15 protein-coding genes are annotated in these 14,896 nt (G+C 48.8%); 6 read left to right on the top strand and 9 right to left on the bottom strand.

The window, feature by feature from the left end:
• The 4 genes from HMPREF1548_RS06690 to HMPREF1548_RS29870 form a co-directional block, all read left to right on the top strand.
• On the top strand, positions 1–1,799 hold a 1,799-nt coding region (locus HMPREF1548_RS06690), incomplete at its 5' end, for a hypothetical protein (protein ID WP_035321384.1).
• 228 nt (positions 1,800–2,027) lie between these two features.
• Positions 2,028–3,014: a CPBP family intramembrane glutamic endopeptidase gene (locus HMPREF1548_RS06685; RefSeq protein ID WP_021635128.1), complete on the top strand. Its 987-nt coding sequence runs from the start codon at positions 2,028–2,030 to the stop codon at positions 3,012–3,014.
• Positions 3,015–3,245: 231 nt separating this feature from the next.
• A complete protein-coding gene (locus HMPREF1548_RS06680) occupies positions 3,246–3,569 on the top strand; it encodes a PadR family transcriptional regulator (protein WP_021635126.1) in 324 nt (107 codons plus the stop codon).
• A 13-nt stretch (positions 3,570–3,582) separates the two neighbouring features.
• Complete coding sequence (locus tag HMPREF1548_RS29870) at positions 3,583–4,737, top strand: permease prefix domain 1-containing protein (protein WP_021635125.1); 1,155 nt, start codon at positions 3,583–3,585, stop codon at positions 4,735–4,737.
• A gap of 71 nt (positions 4,738–4,808) precedes the next feature.
• Here HMPREF1548_RS29870 and HMPREF1548_RS06670 read toward each other — a convergent pair whose 3' ends face one another.
• From HMPREF1548_RS06670 to HMPREF1548_RS06635, 8 genes are all read right to left on the bottom strand, one after another.
• Complete coding sequence (locus tag HMPREF1548_RS06670; RefSeq protein WP_021635124.1) at positions 4,809–5,774, bottom strand: DUF3298 and DUF4163 domain-containing protein; 966 nt, start codon at positions 5,772–5,774, stop codon at positions 4,809–4,811.
• On the bottom strand, positions 5,761–6,273 hold the full coding sequence (locus HMPREF1548_RS06665; RefSeq protein ID WP_025488051.1) for an RNA polymerase sigma factor: 513 nt from the start codon (positions 6,271–6,273) through the stop codon (positions 5,761–5,763). The genes HMPREF1548_RS06670 and HMPREF1548_RS06665 overlap by 14 nt, the downstream gene beginning before the upstream one ends.
• Positions 6,274–6,489: 216 nt before the next feature.
• Positions 6,490–7,056 (bottom strand): HD domain-containing protein, encoded by a 567-nt coding sequence (locus HMPREF1548_RS06660; RefSeq protein ID WP_035321403.1) that lies wholly within the window; start codon positions 7,054–7,056, stop codon positions 6,490–6,492.
• A 247-nt stretch (positions 7,057–7,303) separates the two neighbouring features.
• On the bottom strand, positions 7,304–7,942 hold the full coding sequence (locus HMPREF1548_RS06655; protein WP_146045254.1) for a hypothetical protein: 639 nt from the start codon (positions 7,940–7,942) through the stop codon (positions 7,304–7,306).
• 161 nt (positions 7,943–8,103) lie between these two features.
• Positions 8,104–9,735, bottom strand: coding sequence for a DUF4153 domain-containing protein (locus HMPREF1548_RS06650; RefSeq protein ID WP_021635120.1), 1,632 nt, complete (start codon positions 9,733–9,735; stop codon positions 8,104–8,106).
• A gap of 16 nt (positions 9,736–9,751) precedes the next feature.
• The gene (locus tag HMPREF1548_RS06645; RefSeq protein WP_021635119.1) at positions 9,752–9,994 is read right to left on the bottom strand and encodes a helix-turn-helix domain-containing protein; all 243 of its coding nucleotides are present in this window, start codon (positions 9,992–9,994) and stop codon (positions 9,752–9,754) included.
• A 10-nt stretch (positions 9,995–10,004) separates the two neighbouring features.
• The gene (locus HMPREF1548_RS06640) at positions 10,005–10,454 is read right to left on the bottom strand and encodes a DUF2975 domain-containing protein (RefSeq protein WP_025488047.1); all 450 of its coding nucleotides are present in this window, start codon (positions 10,452–10,454) and stop codon (positions 10,005–10,007) included.
• Between the two features lie 23 nt (positions 10,455–10,477).
• The gene (locus HMPREF1548_RS06635; protein ID WP_021635117.1) at positions 10,478–10,933 is read right to left on the bottom strand and encodes a hypothetical protein; all 456 of its coding nucleotides are present in this window, start codon (positions 10,931–10,933) and stop codon (positions 10,478–10,480) included.
• 464 nt (positions 10,934–11,397) lie between these two features.
• On the opposite strand from HMPREF1548_RS06635, the gene HMPREF1548_RS06630 reads away from it, so the two are divergent.
• A complete protein-coding gene (locus HMPREF1548_RS06630; RefSeq protein WP_147331858.1) occupies positions 11,398–12,273 on the top strand; it encodes a glycosyltransferase family A protein in 876 nt (291 codons plus the stop codon).
• Between the two features lie 150 nt (positions 12,274–12,423).
• On the opposite strand, the gene HMPREF1548_RS06625 is transcribed toward HMPREF1548_RS06630, so the two are convergent.
• A complete protein-coding gene (locus tag HMPREF1548_RS06625) occupies positions 12,424–13,371 on the bottom strand; it encodes a ketopantoate reductase family protein (protein WP_083492933.1) in 948 nt (315 codons plus the stop codon).
• A 294-nt stretch (positions 13,372–13,665) separates the two neighbouring features.
• Here HMPREF1548_RS06625 and HMPREF1548_RS06620 point away from each other — a divergent pair.
• Positions 13,666–14,896, top strand: a 1,231-nt coding sequence (locus tag HMPREF1548_RS06620) for an MFS transporter (protein WP_286137846.1), incomplete at its 3' end; no start/stop codon positions are given.

The following is a 14,896-nucleotide window of genomic DNA, read 5'->3' as shown; positions in this document are numbered from 1 at the left end:
GCCGCCGCGAGCTTGTCTCCCTGCTGGTACCGGTGAAAAAGCGCCTGCCGGATCCCAAACTTTTCAAAGCCCCGGAGGAAATACCGCCGGATTCCATTACGCCTGAGGAAATCGAACGGGCCAATCCCGTGCTTTGGTCGAAGGATGTCCCCATGGATCAGCTGATACCCATCAACCATCCGCATTACCGCGTCACTGAACAGGGGGAAGCGGAGTATATTTCCTGGATCAGCACCCGGGTGCTGTCCACCAATGTGGAAGTCCGGCTTCCCTTCCGTGTCGATATTGATTTCCGTATTGGCGAAGAAAGCGGGGGATGGGGCCATGGCAAAAAAGAAGAAAGCATCCGTTTCCACCATGGCGACGATCTGAATTTTCTGTTCGGTATCAATATGTACAACCATACCGACGAAAGGCTTTCCCGGAAGGCCATTTGCTTCCACCAGCCGGTATTTGGCGACTATTACAGCTTTCCCGGACGGGGCGCAATCCTGCCTGAGGTGTATAATCACCTGACCTGGATTGTGGGCCAGAATCATTTTGCGGTCATTATCAACGAAGAAATCCGCTACTGCGGCAGGAATTTCCCGTATATGTCCGTTAATATGTATCAGGAACAACCCCGGCCGATTATTCTCGGCTCCGACAGCTCCATTAAAAAATATTACCGCGCCATACGCATTTCGCAGCTGGCACAGCTTCCAAAAATCAGGATACAGAAAGGGGCATTAACCATGGTTACCAGACAAAGCAATAATATCATACCCAATATCCACCGGCTTATCACCAGCGAATTCGGAGAAAATTACTGGTTCAGCGGCTGCGCCCGGTACGTTATGGAATCGCTTGGCGAATATACCGCGGAGCCTGACTTTGGCTACTGGTTTTTCGCAGGTCTGACCGGCGATATTCTTGCACAGGTATATTCTTATGAAAAATATATGGGAGAGGCCGTATCCTCCTGTATGTGCAACAGCATGGGCGGCAGCTATTTTCAGGGAATTTTTGAAAAGTGCGGCTATGCCTCCACCTTTGTAAGCCTGGAACAGCTTTGTTCCAACAGGGAAATGTATCTGCAGACGCTTATGGCCTATATTGACAAAGGCGTGCCCGTCATTGCCGTCACCCGTTTTGGCGGGGACGCTCCCTGGGGTATTTATGCAGGTTATGAGGAATACGGCAGAACCCTGCTTTATTTGTCGGGTGATAAAACGGAGCCTGAACGGATTCCCGCACAACAGGCAATCGATGAACAACAGACAGCGACCTATGCCGGCCAGGGCTGGCTGTTTATCGGTGAAAAGAAGCGCACAGTGGATTTGGCGCAGGTCTACAGGAACATTATTATCGATATGCCCCGGCTGCTCACCGTAAAAACGGACGGGTTCTGTTTTGGCCCGGAAGCCTTCCACGCCTGGGCTGAGAGCATAGAAAGCGGAAAATTCGACGCTATGAGCCTTGAAAGCTTTGAGGACGGCTGGGATTCCCATATCAGCAATATCTGCAACATGGCGACTAATGGCAGCTGTGTTTTTACCTTTCTCGACAGAGCGCGGGAACTGAATCCTGATTTTGCCTTCCTCGAGGATATCGGCAGACAGTACAGGCGCACGGCGGAAATCTGGAATAACGACAACGGAAATGATTTGGAAGCCCTGGGTGGAGGCTTTAATGTCACTCTTCCCAACCTCCAGGACAAAACCAGGCGCGGCAAAATTGCCGCAAAAATAAGGGAGGCCGCCTCATGTATGGATAAGGTACTTGAAATTCTGCACGCCAATCTGCCTGAACGTCCGTAACAACCGACGCCTGCCAGCATCTTCTCTTGATTTTTCCCCCACTGCCCTTTACAATAAGAGAAAAGCGGCCCTTGAGCCACTTTTCTCCAAAGGAAACTGCTGCGTTCCTCCTTTTCCTCATGGAAGGAGTGAAAATGTGCAGTAAAGTGACGCTTATTACAGAAGATATGCTCGCAGGCGTTTATCATCAGATAAAAACCTGCCGGAAGTGTCGGAACAGGAGCCTTAATGCTTACAAAAAAGCAAAAAAATACGCTGCTTTACATTCTGTTTGTTTTTATTTTGTGCTCTGCCGCCATGGATTTCGAATTTCTCGTCCTGAAAACGGACGAAACCTTCCTGGCGGAAAATATATTCTGCAAGCTTTTTGCCCTCCTCATGATTTATCTGTGTCTGGAAGACCGGAAACTCACCTGGAGAAGCATCGGCCTGCGCCGCAGTGGTATTACCAAAGGTATGATTCTGGGTTTTTCCATCGGTATTATTACCTTCACGGCCTCATACCTGGTGGAATTCATCCTACTTCTTATCCTTGGCAAATCTCCCAGGCCTGGTTTTTACCTCACCAGTTCTTCCCTGACCAACCGGACAGCCACCAAACTTACCGTCTCAGCGATCCTTATCTGCATTGCCGGAAATATCATAAATGTACTGGCGGAGGAAGGCCTTTTCAGAGGGCTTTTCTACAAGCTGGGCCGCCGCGCCCTTTCCGTAAAATATGCCAACCTGCTCCAGGCGCTGCTTTTTAGCATCTGGCATCTGATTACGGTTGTTGTATGGTACAGGCAGGGCAGCCTGACAATTCCCTCTGCGCTGCTTTTCGGCGCCGGCTATCTCCTCACCGCCGGTATCTCGGGCTTTGCATGGGGCCTGTGCGTCACGCTCACCGGTACTCTCTGGACAGGTATCTTCCAACATTTTTTTAATAATGTTATCGGCAGCTTCCTGCATGTAGTCACAGCTACAGGGACAGATGAGCTTCAGATATTCCGGCTTGCGCTGTCCAATGTGCTTTCCCTCCTTCTTGTCATACTGCTTGCAAAACACAAAAAACAGCCGGCCGGCCGCAGGCAGCGGAGCATGAAATCCATGCCCTCCAATGCAGTGCGGCACACGGATCCCAGCCCTTCCAACGCAGGACAGCGCTCAAAATCTTCAATTCCCCCTGCCGGAAAGGCATCAAAACCAGGACGGCGCAAACGGCGGGGCAATTAACCCCGATATGAGCCGCCGAAGCATACCTACATACTGAAGCATTTCCCCGGAAGCTGCCGCTTTTGCAGTCTTCCGGTTTTTTTATTACAAAATAGCATTGACATCCACAGATTACCTGCTATACTGTAATTACTACGACAGACATAGTACGACAGATGAAGTAAAATAAAAAGTTCCCCTGGCCTGGCAGATTGTTTCCGCCGCCTTCGGGAGTTAAAAGGAGCTGATGAGTTGATAAGCAGTGATGTCATCCGCGGCTACAATGATACCTTCATTCTTTTCTTTCTGCTGGACGGCCCCTCTTACGGCTACGAGATTTCAAAGCATATCAGAGAGCAGTCCGATGGAAAATACATTATTAAAGAGACGACGCTGTACTCCGCCTTCACAAGGCTTGAGAAAAACGGTTATATTGAATCCTTTTCCGGGGATGAGACAAACGGAAAGCGCCGTACCTACTACCGCATTACGGAAACCGGCCGGCGTTATTATGCGGAAAAGTGCGAAGAGTGGAAAGTAACCAAGGAAGTTGTTGAACAGTTCATACGTCTGTAAAGAAAGGAACCCTATGGAAACGATTAGAATTTATTTGGAAAATATGTTTAGCAGATTACCCCGTACTCCTGAAATAATCAAACTGGAGAACGATATGCTCCGGACAATGGAAGATAAATACGAAGAATTGAAAATGGAAGGCAAATCGGAAAATGAAGCCATAGGAATCGTTATTTCCGAATTTGGGAATATTGATGAACTCATTGATGAGCTGGGCCTGCTTTCCACAGCCGCAGAGAACGGCGCCGGCAACGGAAACGGCGGTTTCCGGGAAACAGGGAATTCTGGAGACGCCTCCGGCAGCCGTCAGGCGGAAGGCTTTGCGGACTATGACAGCGGGGATATTTACCTGTCCAGGGATCAGGTGGAGCAGGTAATCTCCGATACGAGAAAATATCACCGCATGATGGGCATCGGCATTGCCCTCTGCATTATCGGCCCTGCTTTTATGATACTTCTCGGCGGCATATTTTCACCTGACAGTCCCACCGCCGCCGGATTTATTCGTGATTTTTCCAGCCTTCACGGGCTGCTGACTCTGTTTCCCCTGTTTCTGGGCCTGGCCGTCGGGCTGAGCCTGATTATTTACGGAAGCAGCAGACTGGAGCAGTACAAGTTCCTGAAGCATTCCAACCTGATAGTAAGCCCTTCCCTCCAGTCGTTTATCATGAGTATGCAGGCTGATTTCCAGCCCCAATATGCTGTGATTACAACAATAGGCATTGTGCTGTGCGTGCTTTCTCCCTTTATCCTGATTATCATTTCCCAGATTGGTGAATCCACCTTCCTGGGCGAGGAAAACGGAGGGACCATCGGGGTTTTCTTCATGCTTCTCTTTATTGCCATCGCCGTATATCTCTTTGTAACCTCCAGCGGCGAAGAAGAAATTTATAAAATTCTGCTGCAGGAAAAGAAACGGAAGGCGGAAAAAAAGGAAGAACACTTCACCCATTCCTCAAATAGCACAGCAAAGACGATATCCCTGATCCTTTCCGTCTACTGGCCCCTTGTCACCTGCTTTTACTTTGTATGGAGCTTCTTTATCGGCTCCTGGTCAACCAGCTGGCTCATCTGGATTCTGGCCTCCGTTGTCAGGAATGTCCTCAGCTCCGTCCTGAAGGATCTGGAACCGGAAAAGAAAAGGAAAGAAAAAAAGAAGGAAGCGTAGCCTGCGCTTCCTTCCTTTTACTGCAACGGCATTTCCGGATTGATTTTATGCCGCCTATTTACCGGCTCCTTTTATGCCGCCGGTTTTTCTATAACAAATTCCTGGACTCCCATGAATCCGGGCGATACCTCATATTTTTCAAAGCAGACTACCGGGTTGCCATCGGCATTGATATAAAAATTTGTATTCTCATCTACCGTTTTAAATCCGTCAATTGCCGGCACATCATCCTCCAGCTGCTTACCGATTCCCCAGTAAACCACGTTTTCATCCGCCGCCGACCGTTCCTCCATCTGGCGCAGGATGCTTTCATTGGCGATTTCCACGTAATTATCACCCAGAAGATCCCGAAGGGTAAGCTCACGGTTCGAAGCCAGATCCAGGTTGTAATAATAACGCACCCCATAGGCCGCTACCCATACCTCATCCGTAGTCAGCACCATGGAAAGGATATTTCCCTCCTGATACTTCACCTCGTAATCCACATTGACGGCAATATCACGGTTGCCCCATTCCTCCTCAGTTCCTCCGGTAGCAAAAAAGGCATCCTTATATTCCGCGAACTTCTGTTTTGCTTCCGCCACATAATTATCCACTATGGACTGGATTTCGGCATTGATATCCCCTACAAAGGTTTCCTTCTGCTCTTCCGTGCTTCCTGCCTGCCCCTCTTCCACCTGGCTTTCAGGCTGGCCTTCCAGTTGGATTTCCGGAACCTTTACCGTAATATCATGTCCTTCATCCTTCTCGTGGTAGGAACGGATGGTCAGAACCTTTGCCAGGGAACCGATAACAGGAAGCTCACTCATTTCCCTTGCAAACACTTCACTTGTGTTGAGACCGATTGTCATGCAGACGAGCAGCGCTGCCGCGGCTGTACCGCAATACCTGAAGATCCTTACGGTATTGCGCGAGCGATGCTTTTTTAACGATTTCTCCTTATCCATGGAATGGATGGCATTATTCACCACATCGTTCAATTCTGCCGGGATTTCTATATTATCATAAACTTTTTTTCCATCTTCAGGCTTTCTCATAATTTATCTCCTCCAAACTTTTTTCCAGTTTTTTAAGAGCTGCATACAACCGTGATTTTACAGTGCTCAGATTCGTTTTCGTTACCTCGGAAATTTCCTGAAGGCTCAGCTCCTCGTAGAAACGAAGTACGACTACCGTTTTCATTTCCGGCGGAAGCTTCTGTATTTGTTCGTAGACTTCTCCTGATCCTGCGTCAGCTTTCAAAAATCCCTCTTCCTGGTATGGCTCTTCTCTCATCTCCGATGGTTCCGTACTGATTTCTTTTTTATGCCTGCGCAGATACTGCAGCGCTTCATTTACTACAATACGGTAAAACCACGTCTTCATTGCAGCCGGGTTTCTGAGTCCCCAGCATTTCTCCAGCGCCTGGCATATGGAATTCTGAACCACATCCAAAGCGCTGTCCCTGTCCTGTACATAACTATAGGCCAGCCGATAAAACTTTTCCTGGTTTTCCAGGATATAAGCCACTGTCAGGTCATAAATATCCTGCCTCATTTTAATCCTCCTCCTACTTGTTTTACGGAGCAAAATGCGAGTTTCCCTGGCGAACAGGGGATTTTCCTCCTGTATGCGGGTATTCATCCTGAGCGGATTACCCTTTCAGTATGGAAAAGCCAGGCTGTTATCGGCCGCTTTTCCGAATGGTCCGTTGTCCAACGTTTCCTTTCATACTATAGATGTACAGGTTTGGATAAAAGTTTGAAAAATAAATTATTTTTTGAAGGCAATAATTTTTTGTTCTGTCTCCTTTACGGATTCCTCCTGGAGCTTTTCCAGTATGGGAAAGCCTTTGACGCTTTCGGCCGCATATGTTTTCTGCAGCTCATATTCCAGCGGCAGCCACGTCCTGATATCACTTTGATTATGCTGGATTACTGCTTCCAGCTTGTCTAACGCCTTATAGACCCTGGCCTCCTTTGTCTGCAGCGCTTCCATTTCTTCAAACATTGCATGCAGCTCCTGATACAAAGGCTCCGGCAGCTCCCGGAGCAGTCCGTCCACCGCCAGCTTTTCTATTTCCTCATGCTCCCCCGTTTTTTCAAAGGTAGGAATATCCCCTGTTACGGCCTCGCCCAGATCATGCACAAGGCACATCCGGATAACCCGGTCAATGTTGATCTCCCCCAGCTCATCCTTCAGCAGGAAGGCCATAAGCGCCAGCCGCCAGCTGTGGGCAGCCACATTTTCCACAACTCCGTCCGACGTTACGCAGTGCCTTGGCACTGACTTCAGTTTTTCCGCTTTCCCAAGAAAATTAATTAATTCCTTAGCTTCCATACTCTCTTCCTTTCTTTTTATACCCGGCCTTTTCTTTCCTGAAAGGCGCCGGAGTAAATTCCTGTCCGTCACAAAAGCGCCGTACAAACGGCAGACCGGACTGCCAATGCAAGTGGCGCCGGACACACGGCTGATCCTCAAATCTAAAAGTAACCGTACCCTTCCAAAGAGTACGGTTACCATTATAATGCTTATGTACTTAAAAATGTAACTGTGAGGGTACTGAAAACATACCTCAGAATCTGAATTAGTATGCGATCATATCCTGATCAAGCGCGCTGATAGCATCATCGCTGATTCCGTAATATCCCTGCGCGTCCTTCTCCACCTTTACAATGATGGACTTTTCTGTCTGATATCCCAGGTTGGCCATATTGCCGTTGATTGTGTCTACCACCAGCTTTGCCAGCGCATCGTTAACCGCCTGCTCATCCGCATAATCATCCGCATTCGCATTGGCAATGAATTCATCCACTGCTGCGCTGATAGCATCTTCGCTGTTAACAATAACATCAATAGGGCTGATTACCACTTCTACGTTGAAATCATCGCCGTTCTTTACAGCTTCCTTCACTTCGAATTTGGACTTGCTGTAAATCTGATGATACATATCAACGATCTCCTGATATACCTCATCAGAAACGGTGTCCAGTCCATAATACTGGAGGAAGAAATCTGCTTCGACTTCCACACCCTGTTCATATTCTTCCTTTGCTTCTTCAGCTGTAATATCTACCATCTCCATATAAGCTGCGGAATCTCCGAGATAGATATTATTCAGTACGCCCTGTACGTACTTGCTGGCATCAAACCCGCCTGCACATGCGGTAAGCGCCAGTGCGGTCACCATTGCCACTACTGCTGCGGCCATTTTCTTCATTCGCATAACTATACTATGCCTCCCAAATTGTGAATATTTTGTGTCCTACATAATATTACCCTTTTGGTCGACAGGTGTCAATGGAGTAATTATTTATTAAGAATATTTTAAATATTCGTAACGGTTCACCACTATCACGCTTATCAACAAACTCCCTTTCATAACAGTTAAGGTGTCTGAGCCGCCGCATCACTTACGCTCTGGACCGCCCTGCCTGCCAGATATCTTGACAAATTAAAGCTCCTGATTCCCATTCTATCCGCTTTGTCCTGCATCCTACTGAAATAACTCTGCATGGCCATGGAATTTTCCGTCAGGTAAGCATAATTCTCCGGCTTCGCCAGCACCGGTGCAGCGTCTGCGGAAAGATGGCTCAGATAATTGAAATCCCTGTAACTGTTTTCCGCCTGTTCCGCCGCGTTCCCTTCCAAATTCACATATTGGATGTTATATCCGGCAATCCAGTAATCCGGCTTTGCAAAGGCAAGCACCAGATAGAAAACCGTCACCACCATCATACAGTACCGAAACAACCGGAAATCCGGGCGGAAAATAGTAACGATAATCCCCGCCAGCACAAAAGCCGTCACCGCCAGCGCCCACAGCACAATAATCCTCAGAAAGGTAAGCTGGCAAATCCTGATATACAGAATCATACGATATGCACTGGAAGCCACCATAATATAGGTACAAAGGGAAATTACGGTGAGAATGGCCTTCAGCACCCTGCTCTCCCTGAAAAAGCCCAGACATACCAGCACAATGGCCAGATTGATCAGACATACCGCCAGCAGCTGGAAAAAGCCCTGCCTTGCGTAGGATGAATACGTATATCCTTCAGGCAGCTTCATCTGCCCCATAAAGAGATATACAATCTGAATCATGCTGAACACCAGATACAAAGCCGCCAGCACCGAGGTAAAGGTAATCGCCAGCACCGGCTCCTGATTCCGGTTTTCCTTACACTCCTCCTTAATAACCCTGCTGTTCAGCATGGCAATAAAACAATAGGAACCAAGGAAGCCGAAGGCCAGCATACACAGGATGCACAGAATACTCAGGATATTAATGTGACGGAAAACCCGGACAAACAGATCCCTGAACACTGCGTCCGCGCTTACAAGAAGCGCCAGGATTAACAGCGTCAGAGGCACTGCCACCAGTATTCCCAAAGCCACATACCGGCCCTTTCCATCCTTTTTTCCCTCCTGGACAGCCTTTACCCGCCATGCGGCACCGTCGCTGAAGGGCCGCCCCAGACAGGCCACCGTTTCCAGCAGACACTGGCCGATGGCAAGCAGAAATTTGGAAAAATTCCATTTGCTGTCATCTAAATACTGATGAAGCATCAGGCTGATGGTGAGAAGAAAAAGTCCTGTTTTTGTAATGAGCTGTATGCTCAGATTGTCTGTGAGGAAAACGGATACGCCCAGCAGGAGCATGCTCACAACGGTGAAGGTACTGTCTTTTTTCAATGGAACCCCTGACCTTCTGGTACATAAGCCAAAATAGATAAGGGTTCCTGCGACGAAAAAAGGGTAGGTGATCCCCGATGCATTTTTATACAGACAAAATGTGTAAAACAGGGCATACACCGCGCTGGCCCATCCGAAAAAAGGAAAATTCCCGCGCATAACAGCCGTGCGCCGCTCTTCCTCCAGCCGCTGTTCTTCCATCCTGAGCTCCTCCGCCCTCCGGCGTTCCTCCTCCGCTTTCCGGCGCTGCTCCTCTTCCGCCATCCTCCGGTTGTTTTCTTCCATATAGTTTCCGTTTACCATGTCCATTCTTCCATAATCCATTCTGCTCCGGCTCCTTTCAAAGATCTTTCGGCTCAATTGCCCCATCCTCTTCCTCATCCTCCACATACTGCAGAATATCACCGGGCTGACAGTCCAGCGCCTTGCAGATGGAATTGAGAGTGGACAGACGTACCGCTTTTGCCTTGTTATTTTTCAAAATTGACAGGTTGGCAAGAGTGATATCCACCTCTCCCGCCAGCTCCGTCAGGCCCTTTTTCCGTTTGGCCATCATAACATCCAGATTAATAATTATCGCCATCTTCCACCTCCTAAATTGTCAGGTCATTTTCCAGCTTATAGGCCACCGCCCGGTCAAAAACCTGGCTCAGCACTTTGCTGAACAGCCCCGCAATCACAAATACGAGGATAACGATCATCACCGCCGGCGTCAGATACAACAGCAGCCTTCCTGCGGTGACAAGGGCGATCAGGAAGCTGTAGGTCCCCATCCTGTTCAGGCTTTTCACATTTGCCTCCACAAAACAGTCGTTGGCAAGCACCGTACGGAACATATTCCGCAGTTCATACAATATCAGCTCCGCCAGCACGCCGGAAATCGCAAATAATATCACCAGATGAATATAAAACTGTTCAAAATAGGAATTGAAATGCCCGTAAATCTTCACGGAAACCGGCAGCGTCACCGTTACCGCAATCCCTGCAAAAAACATAAAATCCAAAAGCCCCTTTGTAAAACGTGTGAGTGTATTTCCCTTCATCCCTTCCTGTCCTCCTGCAATCATTAAATAAACCTTTCAACCACATACAGCCTTGCGGCTTCACCATCAAACAGAAAATATACGCAGGATCCATCCTGCTTCTTATCCTTCCCCATATCGGTAATCGATTCAAAATCCGGATACCATTCCTTCTTCCCGTCCAGCCCGTCAAGAATTTCCACAATCCGCTTCCTGTCGGCATCCTGCAGTCCTTCCGCGTTCCCCCATACGGGAACCTCCTTCCCCTCCCGGTATTCAAATACATGATACCGCTCTCCGTCCCCATGAAAGCTGGGCCCGCTGTCAATCTCATAAACCTCCACACACCCTGCTGGAAGAGAAAGCCCCCAGTTATTCCTGATAACCTTCAGGTAAGAATTCCTCCCCGCCGCCCGCTGTATCATTGGAAGCCCTGCTGCCAGGACAACCGCAATAACTACTGCAATCACTGAAATCAGTTTCTTCTTTTTATTTTTCATTGTCCATTCTCCTTTGCAGCGGTACAACAGCCCATAAAGTTTCCTGTTTCTCCCATGTATCTCATCCCTTTTCCATAAAATAACACTATGCGCATTGAAAGTCAATATATTTTTATTGTTTTACAATAAATATTTATTAAGTTAAGGAAAGCGCATTCAAAATATTATATTTATTTATTTGACTTTCCGGCAAATTAATGGTAAACTAATATAGAGGCAGTCCCGGGTGAATGGCTGCCGCACCGATAAATGAACGCAGGTAAAAGTCACTTAATTAAAGTGGCTTTTTCTTTTTATAAGCAACAAGTCAGGAAGATGTGCCTGTGCGTGCAGCTGACGACTGCCTTGAATATCAGATATTCCAGGATTTCAGGATAAATGCCCGGTTATTTACAGCCGGATATCTGGCTTGAGGCGCAATGGATACACGGGAGGCCTCCCGCTATCCGGAAAGAGGTGGTTTTATGGCAATACAACGAGTTCTGATAGGTTGCCCCGTACGTGAAAAAAGCAGTATTCTCCGGGCATTTCTGATTTCCCTGAAAAGTCTGCTTCACAAAGATTTTCTTATTGATTATGTTTTTGTTGATGATAACGAAAAAGAAACCTCCAGACAGCTTCTGTCTGCTTTCAAAAGAGATGGCTCCTCAGTTACGGTTTTACCCGCAGTAAAAGGGAAAACCGAAACGAGTGAGATAACAGATATAAGAGATGAAACCAGGCTGGTACGCGTGGCCGGATACCGCAACCGAATTATCCGTTACGCCCTGCAGCACGATTACGATGGACTTTTCCTTGTGGACTCGGACCTGATACTCCATCCGCAGCTCCTGGAATATCTGCGCGCTTCCGGGAAAAAGGCTGTTTCCGAGCTGTTCTGGATAAAGAACCGCCTTGGCACGCTCTCCCGCCCCAACGCATGGCTCATGGAAAAAAGGGCTTTGGATTCAGACAGCCGCAATGCCGCCATGTATAAAAAAGAAGCGGAACGAAGGAAACAGAAATTTTCCAACTGCCTGAAAACCTCCGGGATCTACCAGGCCGGCGGCCTTGGCGCTTGCACCTATCTGGACAGGGAAGCCCTTACCGGGGGCCTCCGTTTCACACCCGCCCCCAATCCGGACACCCATGACAAAGATATATTTTTCTGTCTCCAGTCTTCCTCCCCTGACCTTACACTGTACGTGGACACCGCATATCCGGCATACCATATACATCTGGACAAGGACCTGGAAGGCGCCCTGGATTATATCAGAAAAAGCCGAAGCACACAGCTCACCTTCAAAGAGCCCATCATAAACAGCTTCCGCTATAAACTGGAAACCCCTGCAATGGTCTAGGAAAGATAATTATCCGCCCCATTCCTCCGGGAATCTGCTGAGAAAGAACCACAGCTGCGCGCAATCCCGCCTGATCCGCAGCCGCGCGGCCGCCCTTCTCACAGATTCCCTTTTTAATCCCTCCGTATATTACAGGCTCTGCAAGCTGCATTAATTCGCAGCCTGAAAGGAACCTCCGCACTTCTCCTCCAGCACATGAATCGCATGATAAAACATTTCATTTACCGGCGTAGCAATTCCCAGCTTGCGTCCATATTCAATTACAGTCCCTGCAAACATATCAATTTCCGTCCGTTTACCTGCCTCCAGATCCTGCAATGTGGACGGCTTGTTCTGAAATGGAAGCGCCATCAGCGTTGATTCCTGCCTGTCCATATCCTCTTTCCCCAAATCCACACCCAGCTCCTGCGCAATCAAAACCACCTCTTCCATCGCCTTCCGTCTGATTGCATTGGCATGATCGCTCGTTCTGAACACCCCAAAAGGAATTCCCAGAAGCGCACATGTCAGGTTCTCCCCAACATTGCACATGAACTTAAACCAAATCCCCTTTATCATATCCGGATCAATAATATTCATTATACCACAGCGGTCAAAAACCTCCTTAACCGCCAGCACCCTGTCCGTATAAGCGCCTTCCTCATTCAGCTTTTCCCCGAAATGGATATTCCCCAGCGCCGGATCATAGCTGGTACACCCATCCTTCATCACAACGGAAACCCGCATATAAGAATAAAGCACTTTGTCCTCCCCATACGCCTCTATTACCCGCTGCTCACTGTCCACACCATTCAGCACCGAGAGAATCACCGTATTCTCTCCCACCTGGTTCCGGATATCCTCAATTGCCTGATCCAGCCCATACCCCTTCACGGCAATAATCACTAAATCCGCAGGCTCACCGCACTCTTTTGGATCAACCACAGGAAAATACCGGCGCGTACCATTTATTACAATTCCATTATCCTCCAGCCGCTTCTTCCGATTCCCTCCGGCAATCACCCTGAAATTATCTCCGAATTCCTCATAAAGCCTGGGTGCGAAATACGCTCCCATAGCCCCCAGACCAATCAATGCCACCGTATGAACCTGCCTCATATTCTTCTCCTTTTCCCTCATCAGCAAAAATTTCCCGTATCTTTTCAGCGCCGCGAATCCCTGCAGCCTCAGCCCTTTCCACCCGTCCGGGGCCGCCGGAACTCCCCGCATTTCTACTCCAGTTTAATTCCTGCCAAAGCTTATGTCAAACGCCATTTTTATTCCCTGCCCACACCAATAAAATACATAAATCTGACTAAGATAATACATTTTTTTCCGGCCGCCCTTATTGTAATATCAGGCTGAGGGACCTACTTGGGAAAGCCGCGCCAAACGCGGAGAATGGGGTATTTTATGAGCAAACTTATACTTGATTTCAACTGGCTGCTGGGACACCTGCGCCGCATCTACTTTATGGCTCTGCCCGAAAACGAAGAAGACTACGAAAAAAGCCGCGGCTACTACATAGCGGGGGATTCCGCCACACAAACCATCGCCCAGCTGGCAGGCGGGACCTTCCTCGTCTCCTTAATGCTCTCTGTCAACATCCCGGACGCCACCATTGGGGTCATCACCTCCATGGCGAGCTTTGCCGCCCTTTTTCAACTCTTCACAATGCAGAAAATCAACCGCCTCAAAAAAAGGAAGCTCTTTGTCTCCCTCTGCGTCCTCCAAAAACTCTTCCTCGCCCTGATATTCTTCATCCCCCTCATGTCCCTGGAAAACCACGCCGCACAATTCCTTATCATTGCAGGCTACTTTTTTGCCCAGGCCTGCACACAAATCGGCACCCCCGCCACCCAGGACTGGATCGCCACCCTCGTCCCCATGGAATTACGCGGCCGCTACTTCTCCCGCAAAGACGCCATCGCCGTATTCGTCACCGTTACCACCATGCTCATTGCAGGCGTCATCATGGACAAAACAGCCGGACCGCTCCAACACATCGGCTTTCTCATCAACGGCAGCCTCATCCTCATCCTGGTAATCCTTAACTTCTGGGCCTTCAGCTGCATGAAAGAGCCCCGCCATGCCCGCCTCAACGCCTTCGGCCAGGAAATGCACGGCCACCTTGCCAGAAAAAACAAAGAAGACGCCCCTGCCAGACAAAAAGGCGTCCTGAAAACAGAAATCCTCGAAGCCTTCCGCAATCCCGACTTCCGCAAGGCCTTCTGGACCAATATCCTGTGGCTTACCGCCTTTTACACCTCCTCCCCCTTCAACACCAGCTACCAGATAAAAGATCTCAGCCTCCCATTCACCTTCATCATGGTAGTGGGCTTCTTCGGCAACCTCATAAGAATTGCCATCACCCCCATGGTAGGCCGCATGGGAGACCGCTACGGCATGGCCTGCATATACAAATACTCCCTCGTCGGCATACTCCTCAACTTTGCCTTCATGGCCCTCTCCGTCCCCTCCAACGCCTACCCTATGACCATTGCTGCCACCATCTTCTCGGCAATAGGCTGGAGCTTTGCGGGCATCGGCCTCTTCGGCATACAGCTTGAACTCATAAACGAGGAAAAAAGAACCCTCCAGCTCTCCATCCTCTCATCCATCGGAGGCGTTTACGGCTTCCTCG

Origin of the sequence: Clostridium sp. KLE 1755, assembly GCF_000466465.2 — a bacterium.
Lineage (GTDB): Bacteria > Bacillota > Clostridia > Lachnospirales > Lachnospiraceae > Eisenbergiella > Eisenbergiella porci.
Note: the sequence above shows the minus strand (reverse complement) of the source record. Positions and strands in the feature narration are given on the sequence as shown.

Bases quoted from the DNA above. Each gene is read 5' to 3' on its own strand.
- HMPREF1548_RS06650 (WP_021635120.1), bottom strand. From the start codon at position 9,735: ATGGATTATGGAAGAATGGACATGGTAAACGGAAACTATATGGAAGAA.
- HMPREF1548_RS06660 (WP_035321403.1), bottom strand. From the start codon at position 7,056: ATGGAAGCTAAGGAATTAATTAATTTTCTTGGGAAAGCGGAAAAACTG.
- HMPREF1548_RS29870 (WP_021635125.1), top strand. From the start codon at position 3,583: ATGGAAACGATTAGAATTTATTTGGAAAATATGTTTAGCAGATTACCC.
- HMPREF1548_RS06645 (WP_021635119.1), bottom strand. From the start codon at position 9,994: ATGGCGATAATTATTAATCTGGATGTTATGATGGCCAAACGGAAAAAG.
- HMPREF1548_RS06625 (WP_083492933.1), bottom strand. From the start codon at position 13,371: ATGAGGCAGGTTCATACGGTGGCATTGATTGGTCTGGGGGCTATGGGA.
- HMPREF1548_RS06635 (WP_021635117.1), bottom strand. From the start codon at position 10,933: ATGAAAAATAAAAAGAAGAAACTGATTTCAGTGATTGCAGTAGTTATT.
- HMPREF1548_RS06655 (WP_146045254.1), bottom strand. From the start codon at position 7,942: ATGCGAATGAAGAAAATGGCCGCAGCAGTAGTGGCAATGGTGACCGCA.
- HMPREF1548_RS06665 (WP_025488051.1), bottom strand. From the start codon at position 6,273: ATGAGGCAGGATATTTATGACCTGACAGTGGCTTATATCCTGGAAAAC.
- HMPREF1548_RS06630 (WP_147331858.1), top strand. From the start codon at position 11,398: ATGGCAATACAACGAGTTCTGATAGGTTGCCCCGTACGTGAAAAAAGC.
- HMPREF1548_RS06640 (WP_025488047.1), bottom strand. From the start codon at position 10,454: ATGAAGGGAAATACACTCACACGTTTTACAAAGGGGCTTTTGGATTTT.
- HMPREF1548_RS06670 (WP_021635124.1), bottom strand. From the start codon at position 5,774: ATGAGAAAGCCTGAAGATGGAAAAAAAGTTTATGATAATATAGAAATC.
- HMPREF1548_RS06685 (WP_021635128.1), top strand. From the start codon at position 2,028: ATGCTTACAAAAAAGCAAAAAAATACGCTGCTTTACATTCTGTTTGTT.